We start from the raw sequence: 14522 nt of genomic DNA on the forward strand, positions 1-14522 counted from the left end.
GCGGATGGAGCGCGACATGACCGACTCGCACGGCCGGCAGCTCGCCTACTGGCGGCAGCGGCTGGCCGACGCGCCCGAGCTGGAGTTCCCGACCGACCGGCCACGGCCGAACCGTCCCACCGGCGCCCGGTCGTGGGCGGCCCGGGAGATCCCGGCCGTCCTCGTCGGTGAGCTGCGGGCCCTGGCCGGTACGCGGCCGTCGTCGTTCGACGCGGCACTGCTGGCCGGCTTCCTGGTCGTGCTCAACCGGCACACCGGGCAGGAGGACCTCGTGGTCGGCTCGACCGGCCCCGGCCCGGTGGTGCTGCGTACCAACCTGGCCGGCGACCTGACCTTCCGGGCGCTGGTGGACCGCTGCCGGGGCACCGTGCTCGACGCCGCCGCGCACCGGGACGTGCCGTTCGGCACCCTGGTCGACGCGCTCGCGCCGGAACACGTGCCCGGCCGTCACCCGCTCTTCCAGGTCGCCTTCGGGGTGGCCGCCGCCCCGCCCGGGACGGCGGCGGGCGACACCGGGCCGGACGGGGCCGCGCCGGACCTCGAGGTCGTGGTCGTCGACGCCGGGGACGGCGGCCTCGGGCTGCACGCCGGATACTCCACCGACCTGTTCGACGGCGACCGGATCACCCGGCTGCTCGACCACGTCATCACCGTCTACGCGCGGGCCGTCGACGCACCCGACGAGCCGGTCGGCGGACTCGACCCGCTGGGCGCCGACGAACGCGCCACCCTGGCGGCGTGGGGCGCCGGACGCGCCGGCTTCCCCGCCGACGAATCCCTCTACCGGCTCTTCGCCGACCAGGTGCGGCGCACCCCGGACAACATCGCCGTCACCGCCGGCGACACCCACCTCACCTACGCCGAACTCGATGCCGCCGCCGGCCGGGTCGCCGCCCGCCTCGCCCGGCTGCGCGTCGGAGCCGGTGACCTGGTCGCGGTCTGCCTGCCGCGGACGGCCGACCTCGTCACCGGCATCCTCGGCATCCTGCGCACCGGGGCGGCGTACGTGCCGGTCGACCCGGACCAGCCGGCCGACCGGATGGCCCACATCCTCGCCGACTCCGGGGTGAAGGCGGTGCTGGCACCGGCCGACTTCGCGCTGCCGGCCGGCGGGCACGTACGGGTGTCCATGGCGGACCTGCCGGACGAGCAGGGACCGGTCGCCGCGGTCGGTGGCACCGACCTCGCCTACCTGATCTACACCTCCGGTTCCACCGGCCGGCCGAAGGCGGTGATGATCCCGCACGGCAACGTCGTACGGCTGATGCGCGCCACCGACGACTGGTACCACTTCGACGACACCGACGTGCACACGCTCTTCCACTCCGCGGCCTTCGACGCCTCCGTCTGGGAACTGTGGGGAGCCCTGCTCTACGGCGGCCGGCTGGTCGTCGTGCCGTACTGGGAGACCCGCTCGCCGGAACGCTTCCACGAGCTGTTGCGCCACGAACGGGTCACCGTGCTCGAGCAGACCCCGGCGGCGTTCCGGCAGCTCGTGGCGGTCGACGAACGGCGCCCGGACGCCGGCGAGCTGGCACTGCGGGTCGTGGTGCTGGTCGGCGAGGCCCTCGACCCGGACTCGGTCCGACGCTGGTTCGACCGGCACGGCGAGGAGCGGCCCCGGGTGGTCAACATGTACGGCATCACCGAGACCACCGTCCACGTCACCTACCAGGTGCTGTCCCGGGAGCTGCTGGCCCGGTGCGCCAGCCCGATCGGGGTCGCCCTCCCCGACATGCCGGTCCGCGTCGTCGACGCCGCCGGCCGGCCGGCGCCGATCGGGGTGTGGGGCGAACTGCTCGTCGGCGGCCCCGCCGTCAGCTACGGCTATCTCGGCCGGCCCGAACTCACCGCGCGGCGGTTCGTACCCGCCGACGGCGACCGGCTCTACCGCAGCGGCGACCTCGTCCGCTGGCTGTCCGACGGCACGCTGGAATACCTCGGCCGGGCCGACCAGCAGGTGAAGATCCGCGGCTTCCGCATCGAGCTCGGCGAGATCGAGACCGCCCTGACCGACCACGCGGGAGTCACCGACGCCGTCGTCGTCGTACGCGGCGAGGCCGACAATCCGCTGCTGGTCGGCTACGTCGTCGGCACCGGATACGACGAGGTGGCGCTACGGGCGCACCTGGCCGCCCGGCTGCCGGCGTACATGGTGCCCGCCCATCTGGTCCGGCTGGACGCCATCCCGCTGACCGGCAACGGCAAGACCGACCGCAAGGCGCTGCCCGAACCCCGGCACGAGATCGGTGCCGGTTTCACGCCGCCGGCCACCGCGACCGAGAAGACGCTGGCCGCGGTCTGGGCCGGCATCCTCGGCACCGACCGGATCACCGCCGACCGGATCGGCGCGCGGGACAACTTCTTCGAGCTGGGCGGCAACTCGCTCCAGGCCACCCAGATCATCTCCCGGGTCCGGGACGCGTTCCAGATCAGCCTCGAAGCCCGGCAGATCTTCACCCATCCGACCCTCGAACGTCTCGCCGGCCAGATCGACGAGGCGGTACGACAGCAGCTCGACGCGGCCGAACTCGACGCGCTCGAGGCGGAGATCGCCGGCCTGTCCGACGCGGAGATCCACAAGTTGCTCGGCGGAGCCGGCTGACCCTCTGGAGCGCGACATGACCACCTCGATCGACCAGAAGCGGCGGGCGCTGCTCGAACTGCGGCTCAAGCAGCGGCGGGCGCTGGAGGCGGAGCAGGAGCGGATCACTCCGGTGCCGCGCGACGGTGGACCGCTTCCGGTCTCGCACCTCCAGGAAGGGCTCTGGTTCCTGCACCAGCTCGACCCGTCCTCGCCGGTCTACCACGTGATCTTCGCGTTGCGGCTACGTGGCGACCTCGACGTCGGCGCGCTGCGCAGGGCGCTGGCCGCCCTGGCCGGGCGGCACGAGGGGCTACGGACCCGGTTCGGCAGTCGCGACGGTGTGCCGTACCAGGTGGTCGACCCGGCGCCGGACGACTGGCCGGTGCCGGTCACCGACCTCGACGAGGCCCGGCTCGGCGGCTGGGTCAACGACCTGGTCCAGGAACCCAGCGACCTGGAGCGCGGCCCGATGCTGCGCACCTGGCTGGCCCGGCTCGCCGACGACGAGCACGTACTGCTGCTGGTGGTGCACCACATCGTCGCCGACGGCTGGTCGGTCGGGCTGCTCACCGCCGAACTGGCCGAACTCTACGACGCCGCGCGCGCCGGACGGGCCGCCGCGCTGCCACCGCTGGCGATCCAGCCCGCCGACCACGCCGCCTGGCAGCGCCGGTGGCTGACCGGTGAACGGCTGGACCGGCAGCTCGACTTCTGGCGGGACAACCTGCGGGACCTGCCGGCGCTGGACTTCCCGACCGACCGGCCGCATCCGGCACAGCCGAAGGGTGCCGGCGCGCTGATGCGCCGGGAACTGCCCGACCGGGTCGCCGCCGCGTCGCGGGAGCTGGCGCTCGGCGAGCAGGCGTCGCTGCTGGCCGTGCTGCTCGCCGGGTTCCTGGTGGTGCTGGAGCGCTACACCGGGCAGGACGACCTGGCGGTCGGCTCGGTCTTCTCCGGGCGTATCCGGTCGCAGACCGAGCCGCTGGTCGGCTACTTCGCGAACGCGCTGGTGCTGCGTACGGACGTCGCCGGCGACCCGACGTTCCGCGAGCTGGTCGGGCGCTGCAACGCCACGGTGCTGGGTGCGACCGCGCACCAGGAGGTGCCGTTCGGGCTGGTCGTCGACGCGTTGAACCCGGATCGCTCGCCGGGCCGCAACCCGCTCTTCCAGATCAGTTTCACGTTGCAGGCGGCCGGGGTCAGCGGCGACTTCCGGCTCGGCGACGTCGCGGTCAGCCCGGTCGACATCGACTGGAACCGGGCCCGGTTCGACATCGCGTTCGCCGTCGTGGAGAAGCCGGGCGGTGGGATCGACGCGCTGGTGGAGTATTCCACCGAACTGTTCGACGCCGACCGGATCGACCGGCTGGTGGAGCACTTCGAGGTGGTCCTGCGCCGGGCGCTGGCCGAGCCGGACACCCGGATCGGCGACCTGCCGGTGACCGGCCACGACGAGCGGCGGCGGATGGTCGAGGAGTGGAATCCGGCGCCGGTGGAGCGGCCCGCCGCGCTGCTGCACGACCTGGTCGCCGAGCGCGTCGCCGAAACACCCGACCGCACCGCCATGCGGTTCGAGGGCACCGAACTCACCTACCGCGACCTCGACCACCAAGCCAACCAACTCGCCCACCAACTCGCACACACCGGCGCCCGCCCCGGCACCGTCACCGCACTACTACTCGACCGCGGACTCCACCTACCCGTCGCCGAACTCGGCATCCTCAAAACCGGCTCCGCCTGGCTCGCCCTCGACCCCCAATACCCCGACGACCGACTCGCCTACCAACTCCACGACGCACACGTCACCACCGTCGTCACCACCACCGACCTCGCCCACCGACTCCCCCACCACATCCACACCATCACCCTCGACACCGACCACACCACCAGCCAACCCACCACACCACCCACAGTGGACATCCACCCCGAAGACACCGCCTACGTCATCTACACCAGCGGCTCCACCGGACGCCCCAAAGGCGTCATGGTCCCCCACCGCGCCATCGTCAACTTCTGCCGCAACATGCGCGAACTCTTCCGACTCGGACCCGACGACCGGGTGCTGCAACTGGCGAACCCCACCTTCGACGTCAGCGTCTCCGACTTCTTCGCCACCCTGTCGGCCGGCGCGACGGTCGTCGGTGCCCCGCGCGGCACGCTGCTCGACCCGGACCGGTTGCAGGAACTGATGCGCGACGAGCGGATCACGTTCGGGGACATCCCGCCGGCCGTACTGCGGCTGCTCGACCCCGGGCCGCTGGTCGACCTGCGGGTGCTGTTCATCGGCATGGAGGCGTACGGGCCGGAACTGGTCAACCGGTGGCAGCGGCCGGGCCTGGAGTTCCACAACGGGTACGGCCCGACCGAGGTCACGGTCACCTGCACCGACTACCGGTGCCCGGACGAGCCGCTGACCGGGCAGCCGCCGATCGGCCGGGCGATGGGCAACCAGCGGGCCTACGTGCTGGACCGGCGCCTGCGGCCGGTGCCGGTCGGGGTGCCCGGCGAGCTGTACATGGCCGGCGACGGGCTCGCCCACGGATACCTCGGCCGCACCGACCTCACCGCAGAAAAATTCCTCCCCGACCCCTTCACCACCCAACCCGGCCAACGCATGTACGCCACCGGCGACGTCGTACGCTGGCGCACCGACGGCAACATCGAATTCGTCGGCCGCGTCGACCGACAAGTCAAGATCCGCGGCCTACGCATCGAGCTGAGCGAGATCGAGCACGCCGTCAACGGGCATCCGGCGATCCGGCAGTGCACGGTCGTGGTCCGTGAACCGGGCACCCCGCAGGCGTTCCTCGCCGCCTACGTCGTACCGGAGGCGGGTCAGGAGCCGCGCGACGAGGAACTGCGCGGCTACCTCGCCGACCGGCTGCCGCTGCACATGGTGCCGGCCACGGTGGTGACACTGGCCGAGCTGCCGCTCACCGCCTCCGGCAAGGTCGACGAGGCCCGGCTGCCGGTGCCCGAACCGGTCCGTGGCGGCCACGACGCCCCGCCGGAGACCGACACCGAGCGGCGGCTCGCCGACATCTGGCAGGGGCTGCTCGACGTCGACGCCGGCGCGGTCGGGGTGCACGACAGCTTCTTCAACCTCGGCGGCAACTCGCTCCAGGCGACCCAGCTCATCTCCCGCATCCGGGACGGGTTCGGGGTCACCGTCGACCCGCGCCAGCTCTTCGTCCACCCGACCCTGGAACAGCTCGGCAAGCTGGTCGACGGCGGCGAGGCCACGGCCCGCGACCGGATCGCCCCGGTGGACCGCGCCGGCCCGCTGCCGGTGTCGCACCAGCAGGAAGGGCTGTGGTTCCTGCACCAGCTCGACCCGGCGTCACCGGTCTACCACATCCCGATCGCGTTGCGGCTGCGCGGCGACCTCGACGTGACCGCGCTACGCGGGGCACTGGCCGGCCTGGTCGGCCGGCACGAGGCGCTGCGGACCCGGTTCGTCGCGCGCGACGGCGTACCACGCCAGGTGATCGACCCGGCGCCGGCCGACTGGCCGTTGCCGGTCACCGGCACCGACCCGGCCGGGCTCGCCGGCTGGGTCGCCGACCAGACCCGGCTCCCCTTCGACCTCGGTACGGGCTCCGGCCTGCGGACCTGCCTGGCCCGGCTGGCCGACGACGACCACGTGCTGCTGGTCGTGCTGCACCACATCATCGCCGACGGCTGGTCGGTCGGGGTCGTCACCGCCGAACTGCCCGCCCTCTACGACGCGGCCCGCACCGGCGGCACCGCCACGCTGGCCACGCTCGCGGTCCAGCCCGCCGACCACGCCGCCTGGCAGCGGCGCACCCTCGACGGGGACCTCCTCGACCAGCAGCTCGGCTACTGGCGGCAGCGCCTCGCCGACCTGCCCGAGCTGGAGTTCCCGACCGACCGGGCCCGGCCGGCCCAGCCGACCGGGGCCGGCGCGCTGGCCGACCGGAGGGTGCCATCGGACCTCGCCGACCGGTTGCGGGACCTGGCCCGCACCGAGCAGACGTCGTTCCTGGCCGTACTACTGGCCGGCTTCCTGGTCGTGCTCAACCGGCACACCGGCCAGGACGACCTCGTGGTCGGCTCGGTGTTCTCCGGGCGGACCCGGTCGGAGATCGAACCCCTCGTCGGCTACTTCGCCAACACCCTGGTGCTGCGCACCGACGTCGCCGGCGACCCGACCTTCCGGGAGCTGGTGCACCGCTGCCGGGACACCGTGCTCGGCGCGACCGCGCACCAGGACGTGCCGTTCGGCACCCTCGTCGACACGCTGCGGCCGGAACGCGTACCGGGCCGCAACCCGCTCTTCCAGGTGTCGTTCACGTTGCAGACCAGCGGTGTCACCGGCGGCGAACTGCGGCTCGGCGACACCGTCGTCGAACCGGTCGGTTTCGACTGGGACCGGGCCCGGTTCGACCTGGCGATCTCCGCCGTCGACCCCGGCGCCGGTCCCGTCGACCTCAACGTCGAATACTCGACCGAGCTGTTCGACGCCGACCGGATCGGCCGCCTACTCGACCACCTCGCCGCCGTCTACGCGCAGGCGGTCGACGCACCCGACGGTCCGGTCGGCGGGCTCGACCCGCTGTCCGCCGCCGAGCACGCGGCGCTGGAGGGCTGGGGGGCGAAGCGGGCCGACTTCCCCGCCGACGAATCCCTCTACCAGCTCTTCGCCGAGCAGGTACGGCGCACGCCCGACAACGTCGCCGTGGTCGCCGGTGACATCCGGCTGACCTACCGGGAGGTCGACCGGCAGGCCGGCCGGGTGGCGGCGAAGCTGGTGGAACTCGGCACCGGGCCGGGCGACCTGGTCGCGGTCTGCCTGCCGCGGACAGCCGACCTCGTCACCGGCATCCTCGGCATCCTGCGCACCGGGGCGGCGTACGTACCGGTCGACCCCGACCAGCCGGCCGAGCGGATGGCCCACATCCTCGCCGACTCCGGCGTCCGGGCGGTGCTGACCCTGCCCGGCACGCAGCTGCCCGCCGGCGACCACCAGCGGGTGTCCGTCGAGGACCTGCCGGACGCGCAGGCGCCGGTCACCCCGGTCACCGGCGCCGACCTCGCCTACCTGATCTACACCTCCGGCTCCACCGGCCGGCCGAAGGCGGTGATGATCCCGCACCGCAACGTCGTACGGCTGCTGCGCGGCACCGAGCACTGGTACCACTTCGGCCCGGACGACGTCTGGACCCTGTTCCACTCGGCGGCGTTCGACGTCTCGGTGTGGGAGCTGTGGGGCTCGCTGCTGCACGGCGGCCGGCTGGTCGTGGTGCCGTACTGGGAGACACGTTCACCGGAGCGGTTCCACGAGTTGCTGCGCCGCGAGCGGGTCACCGTGCTCGGTCAGACCCCGGCCGCGTTCCGGCAACTGGTCGCCGCCGACGAGGAGTGGGGCGGGCCGTCCGACGAGCTGGCGCTGCGTACGGTGATCTTCGCGGGTGAGGCGTTGGACGTCGACTCGGTGCTGCGCTGGTTCGACCGGCACGGCGAGGAGCGACCCCGGCTGGTCAACATGTACGGCATCACCGAGACCACCGTGCACACCACCTACCAGGTGCTGTCCCGGGAACTGCTGGCCCGTTCCGCCAGCCCGATCGGGGTCGCCATCCCCGACCTGCCGCTGCGGGTCGTCGACGCCGCCGGCCGGCCGGCGCCGATCGGGGTGTGGGGCGAACTGCTCGTCGGCGGCCCCGGTGTCGCGTACGGCTATCTCGGCCGGCCCGAGCTGACCGCGCAACGGTTCGTGCCGACCGGGAACGGGCGGTTCTACCGCAGCGGCGACCTGGCGCGCTGGCGGTCCGACGGGACGCTGGAATACCTCGGCCGGGCCGACCAGCAGGTGAAGATCCGTGGCTTCCGGGTCGAGCTCGGCGAGATCGAGACCGTGCTGGCCGGCCACAGGGGAGTCACCGACGCCGTCGTCGTCGTACGCGGCGACGCCCGCAACCCCCGGCTGGTCGCGTACGTCGTCGGGACCGGGTACGACGAGGCGGCGCTGCGGGCCCACCTGGCGGCCCGGCTGCCGGCGTACATGGTGCCGGCGATCCTGGTCCGGCTGGACGCGATCCCGCTGACCGGCAACGGCAAGACCAACCGGAAGGCGCTGCCCGAGCCACGGCACGAGATCGGCGGGGAACACGTCGCGCCGCGCAACCCGGCCGAGCGGGACCTGGCCGGGATCTGGGCCGGGGTGCTGGGCACCGACCGGATCGCCGCCGACCGGATCGGCGTCCGCGACAACTTCTTCGACCTCGGCGGAAACTCGCTGGACCTGGTGCGGCTGGCCGCCGAGGTACGGCGGGTCTTCGACGTCGCCCTCGACCCGCGCAGTCTCTACGCGGCGCCGACGCTGGAGGCGATGGCCGGGACCCTCGGCCCGGCCGGTGCCGGAGCCATCCGCCCGGCCGGTGCGGGGAGCACCGGCCCGGCCAGCCCGCTGGTGCCGATCGTGGCCACCGGCGACCGGCCGCCACTGTTCTTCGTCCACCCGGTCGGCGGCTCGGTCGCCCCGTACGTCCGGCTGGCCGGGCTGCTCGGACCGGACCAGCCGTTCTACGGTCTGGAGGACCCGGCCCTGCACGGCGGCACCCCCGGCACCTCGATCGCCGCGACGGCGGCGGCCTACGTGGCGGCGGTCCAGCGGCAGCAGCCGGCGGGGCCGTACCACCTGGGCGGCTGGTCGCTGGGTGGCGCGGTGGCGCTGGAGATGGCCCACCAGTTGCGGGAGCGGGGGCAGCGGGTGGCGCTGGTCGCCGCCCTGGACACCGGGCTGCCGGACGGGTCGGACGAGCCGGACCACGCCGACCTGCTGGCCTGGTTCGTCCGCGACCTGGCCGGCATCGCCCGCGCGCGGCCGCCGACGGTCGATCCCGGGCAGCTTCGCGGCCGGCCGGAGGCCGAACAGGTCGCGGCGGTGCTCGCCGCCGTCGCCGACCTGGTGCCGGGCGGGCTTGCCGACGAACTCGCCACCCGGGTACGGGTCTTCACCGCCAACTACCGGGCGCTGCTGCGGCACCGGCCGCGGCCGTACCCGGGGCGGGTGCTGCTGCTCAGCGCGGCCGACGAGCCCGCCGACGACCTCGACCGGTGGCGGGCGGTGGCGACCGGCGGCCTGGACCGGCGGACGGTGCCCGGCGACCACTACACGATGTTGCAGCCGCCGAACCTGCCGGAGCTGGCGCGCGTCCTGCGCGCGGGCCTCGACCAGGCCGACCCCGGAGGTGCCGAATGATGCCGTTGTTCACCCCGGAGCAGGACAAGTTCCGGGCCGAGGTCTGCGCGCTGCTGTGCGAGGAGGACGTGGTCGAGGCGGTGGCCCGGTGCCGCCGGCTGCCGGGGGGCGAGGAGCCGGAACTGCTCGACGTCTACCGCCGGCTCGGCGAACGCGGCTGGCTGGCCCCCAACTGGCCGGTGGAGTACGGCGGGCTCGGCGCCACCATGGTCGAGAAGGCGATCGTCACCGAGGAGCTGATCCGGCACGGGGTGCCGGACGTGACGCACGGGCTGAGCGTCGACATCGTCGGGCTCGCGATCGCGCTCTTCGGCACCGACGCGCAGCGCGCCCGGCTGCTGCCCGGGCTGGCCCGCGGCGAGACGTCGGCCGCGGTGCTGTTCAGCGAGCCCGGGGTGGGTTCGGACCTCAGCTCGCTGCGGACCCGGGCCGAGCCGGACGGCGACGGCGGCTGGCGGCTGTTCGGCCGCAAGATCTTCAGCATGAAGACGCAGTTCGCGGACTTCGCGGTAGCCGCCGTCCGGACCACCGACACGGGCGTGAAATACCACGGCATCACGCTGTTCCTGGTGCCGCTGCGGAATCTCGCGGTCAAGATGCGTCCGATGTGGAACCTCACCGAGGACCGGATGGTCGACGTCACCCTCGACGGCGTACGGGTGGGCGCCGACGACGTGCTCGGCGAGGTCGACGAGGGCTGGCAGACCGTCAACCGTTTCCTGGGCCTGGAGCGCACCGGCGTCGACACGGCGGCCAAGGCGCAGCGGCTGCTCGACACGGTGCTGCGGCAGGCGGCGGCCACCGGCCGGCTCGACGACCCGGCGTACGCGCACCGCCTGCTCGACCTGACCGCGCGGGTCCGGGCGGCGCGGCTGCTCGCCTGGCGGTGTGTGACCAACCTGGTCGAGGGCCGCCCCGACGACGTGCAGTCGTCGGCCGCCAAGTGGCACGTCACCGAGGTGTTCAAGGAGTTGGCGGTCCTGGCGCCGGAGTTCACCGGCCTCGACGGGGTGCTCGACGCCCGCGACGCCGACGCCCCGGCCGACGGCATCGTCGACGCCGCCTACCGCGAGGCGCCCGGACTCACCCTGGCGGCCGGCACCTCCCAGATCATGCTGTACGTCGTCGCCACCCAGGGATTGGAGCTGCTGACGTGACCACGACCCGGGTGCACGCGCTCGCGGAGTTCCTCGACCCCGACCTGACCGCGATGGTACGGCGGATGGCCTACCGGCCCCGGCCGGACAACGGGTCGGCCGACGACAACCCGGCGATCCGCGCGATGATCTGGCAGGGCCTGGTCGGGCTCGGGCTGACCGGGCCGCCGCCGGACACCGCCGGGCCGGCGGCCGACGGGGCCGGCCCGGCACCGGTCGCGGACTCGCCGGTCGGCGGCCACGAGGAGCTGGCCGCGATCACCGAGCGGCTCGGCGCCGCCCTCTACCAGGGGCCGCTGCTCGACACCGTGACCGCCGCCGACCTGCTGGCCCGGGGCGGGCGGGACCTGCCCGGCGACGGCGGCGTCGCGCTGGCCGTACGCGCCGACGGGGCGGCGAGCCCCGCCGACCCCGGCGCCATGACCGTCGACCCGACGACCGGCGGCATCCACGCCGAGCGCCGGTTCGTCGGCTTCGCCACCGAGGTCGACCATCTGCTCGTGGTCGGCACGACCGACGACGGGCCCCGGCTCGCGCTGGTGCCCCGCGACCATCCGACGGTCACCGTCCGCCGCCACGAGGAACTCGGTCAGGGCGAACTGCACCACGTGCGGCTCGCCGGCACACCGGCCGTCTGGAGCGCCGACGGGTCGGGCTGGTCCCGCGCGCTCGCGACGGCCCGGATCCGCCAGGCCGGCTACCTCGTCGGGCTGGCCCGGGGCGCGTTCGACCTCGCCGTGGCGTACGCCCGCGAGCGGCAGCAGTTCGGGCAGCCGATCGGCCGGTTCCAGGCGATCGCGTTCCGGCTCGCCGAACTGTCCATCCACCTCGACGCCGCCCGGCTGCTCACCCTCGACGCGGCCCGCGATGCCGACCAGGGCCGCGACACGCGCCTCGCCGCCGCGCGCTGTCTGGCCGCGGCCGCCGATCTGGCCCGTACGATGACCACCGAAGCGTTGCAGGTGCACGGCGCGTCCGGCCTGGTCAACGACCACGACGCACATCTGTTCCATCGCCGGGCGGCGATCGAGTCGCTGTGGCTCGGCTCGCCGACGCAGCTTCGCGCCGAGGTGCTGCCGCTGCTGCGCGAACAACTCAGGTGACGAGGAGACCGACGATGGACGCTCCGGAGCCGGAGAAGCGACCCGGGCGGCTGTCCCGGGACGCCGACTTCATGAAGTTCTGGTCGGCGGAGTCGCTGTCCATGATGGGCACCCAGATCTCCATCGTGGCCATTCCCCTGCTGGCGGCGGAGACCCTGGACGCCACCGCCTTCCAGATGGGTGCGCTCAACGCGGCCCAGTTCGCGCCGTACCTGCTGCTGACCCTCTTCGTCGGGGTGTGGGTCGACCGGACCCGGCGGCTGCCGCTGCTCATCGGCACCAACCTGGGCCGGGCGGTCCTGATCGGTCTGATCCCGGTCATCGCGCTGCTCGGCGGACTCAACGTCTGGCTGCTGATGGTCCTGGTCCTGCTGTCCGCCTCCCTGACGGTGGTGTTCGACCTGGCATACCAGTCCTACCTGCCGTCCATAGTCGAGCGTGACCAGCTCGTCGACGCGAACGGGCGGCTGGAGGGCAGCCGCTCCTTCGCCCAGCTCACCGGGCCGGGCGCGGCCGGTCTGCTGGTCGGCACGCTGACCGCGCCGGTGGCGGTCGCGGTCAACGCGGCCACGTTCCTGGTCTCCGGGGTCACCCAGTTGTTCATCCGGCGGGTCGAGCCGGCCCCGGCCGGACACGACGGGCCGCGACCGTCGGTGTTCGCCCAGATCGGGCACGGCCTCGGGCTGCTGCTGCGCAACGTCTACCTGCGGGCGCTCGGCATCGAGGCGGCGGTCTACAACCTGTTCAACCAGATGCTGTGGGCGGTGCTGATCCTGCACCTGACCCGCGGCCTCGACCTGCCGCCGACGGTGATCGGCGTCGTGCTCACCATGTCCGGGGTCGGTGCCCTGCTCGGCAGCACCCTCTCCGCCCGGCTCGGCCGGCGGTGGGGCCTCGGCCCGACCCTGATCGTCTCGATCATGATCGCCAACGTGGCGCCGCTGGCGATCCCCGCCGCCGGCGGACACTGGCTGCTCGCCGCCGTCGTCATCGGCGCCGCGCTGCTGGTCAACGCCGCCGGCCTGGTCATCTACAACATCCAGGCGATCAGCCTGCGGCAGGCGTCGGTCACCTCCGACGTGCTCGGCCGCACCAACGCCGGCTACCGGTTCGCGGTCACCGGCACCGCCGCCATCGGCGCGGTCATCGGCGGTGCGCTCGGTGACCTGATCGGGCTACGCGCGACGATGGTCGTCGCCGCGCTGGGCACCATCTTCGCGGTGGTGTTCGTGATCCGATCGCCGATCCCGAAGCTGCGGGACCTGTCCGAGGTCGTCCCCAAGGAGCCGTCGCCGCCGGTCACGCCACTGCCGGCCGCCCCGAAGGCCGGCTGACCGCCGTACCCACCGGGGACCCGCGGACCGGCGGGGGCGACAATCGGCCGATGACGACACCGCACGACATCGGCCTGCTCCGGCTCACCGCGCAGCGGCTCGCCGGCCCCGGCCCGGCTGGCCCGGCCGAGGTGGTCGGCTGGCTGACCGCCGTACAGGCCCAGGATCTGCGGGGTGCGCTCACGTCGGTGGCGCTGCGTACCACCGCCCGGAGCCTGGCGGTGGTGGAGGCCGCGCTCGACGCGGGCGACGTCGTCCGGTCCTGGCCCATGCGCGGCACCCTGCACCTGGTCGCGGCCGGCGACCTGCGCTGGATCCTGGACCTGACCTCGGCCCGGATGGTCGCCCAGGCGAAGCGCCGGCGGGCCGAACTCGAACTCACCGAGGCCGTCGTCGAGCAGGCCCGTGCGCTGGCGGTCGACGCGCTGACCGGTGGCCGCCGGCTGGGCCGGCGCGACCTGCTCGCCGTCTGGGACGGTGCCGGCGTCGCCACCACCGGACAACGCGGCTACCACCTGCTGGCGCAGCTGGCGCTGACCGGCACGCTGTGCTTCGGTCCGATGTCCGGCGGCGAGCAGGAGATCGTGCTCACCGACGAGTGGATCCCGCCGTCGCCGCGACCGGACCGCGACGAGGCGCTTGGCGAGCTGGCCCGGCGCTACTTCCGCGGCCACGGCCCGGCCACGGTCAAGGATCTGGTGCGCTGGTCCGGCCTGACCACCACCGACGTACGGACCGGGGTGGCGGTCGCCCGCCCGGAACTGGCCGCCGTCGAGGTCGACGGGACCGAACACCTGATGGCACCGGAGACCCCGGACCTGCTCGCCACCCTGCGGGCCGAGGCCGGCGACGTCTTCCTGCTGCCCGGCTTCGACGAGTTCATCCTCGGCTACGGCGACCGGACCGCCGTCGTACCCGCCGAACACGCCGAGCGGATCGTGCCCGGCCGCAACGGCGTGTTCCAGCCGACCGTGGTGAGTGCCGGCCGGGTCGTCGGCACCTGGAAGCACACCGGCCGGGCACCGGACCGGACGGTGCTGGCCACCCCGTTCACCGCCTTCACCGAGCGGGTCGAGGCCGCCATCCCGCAGCGGTACGCCGACCTCCCGTGACCCC

General features: G+C 73.6%; 6 protein-coding genes. All 6 read left to right on the forward strand.

Annotation, left to right across the window (positions count from 1 at the left end; genetic code table 11):
* Window positions 1-16 precede the first annotated feature (16 nt).
* From QCD66_RS22135 to QCD66_RS22160, 6 genes are read left to right on the forward strand one after another with little or no spacing between them, the layout of a single operon-like run.
* Window positions 17-2605, forward strand: coding sequence for an amino acid adenylation domain-containing protein (locus QCD66_RS22135; RefSeq protein ID WP_375732741.1), 2589 nt, complete (start codon window positions 17-19; stop codon window positions 2603-2605).
* Window positions 2606-2621: 16 nt separating this feature from the next.
* A complete protein-coding gene (locus tag QCD66_RS22140; RefSeq protein ID WP_375732740.1) occupies window positions 2622-9812 on the forward strand; it encodes an amino acid adenylation domain-containing protein in 7191 nt (2396 codons plus the stop codon).
* Window positions 9812-10969 carry an acyl-CoA dehydrogenase family protein gene (locus QCD66_RS22145; protein WP_375732739.1) on the forward strand — a complete coding sequence of 386 codons (1158 nt, stop codon included), beginning with the start codon at window positions 9812-9814 and terminating at the stop codon, window positions 10967-10969. The genes QCD66_RS22140 and QCD66_RS22145 overlap by 1 nt, the downstream gene beginning before the upstream one ends.
* Window positions 10966-12072 (forward strand): acyl-CoA dehydrogenase family protein, encoded by a 1107-nt coding sequence (locus QCD66_RS22150; protein ID WP_375732738.1) that lies wholly within the window; start codon window positions 10966-10968, stop codon window positions 12070-12072. Before QCD66_RS22145 ends, QCD66_RS22150 begins: the two co-directional genes overlap by 4 nt.
* A 14-nt stretch (window positions 12073-12086) precedes the next feature.
* Window positions 12087-13406, forward strand: coding sequence for an MFS transporter (locus QCD66_RS22155; protein WP_375732737.1), 1320 nt, complete (start codon window positions 12087-12089; stop codon window positions 13404-13406).
* A gap of 50 nt (window positions 13407-13456) precedes the next feature.
* Entirely contained in the window at window positions 13457-14518 is a 1062-nt protein-coding gene (locus QCD66_RS22160; RefSeq protein ID WP_364212033.1) for a winged helix DNA-binding domain-containing protein, read from the forward strand.
* Window positions 14519-14522 lie beyond the last annotated feature (4 nt).

Origin of the sequence: Polymorphospora sp. A560, assembly GCF_045781765.1 — a bacterium.
Taxonomy (GTDB): domain Bacteria; phylum Actinomycetota; class Actinomycetes; order Mycobacteriales; family Micromonosporaceae; genus Polymorphospora; species Polymorphospora lycopeni.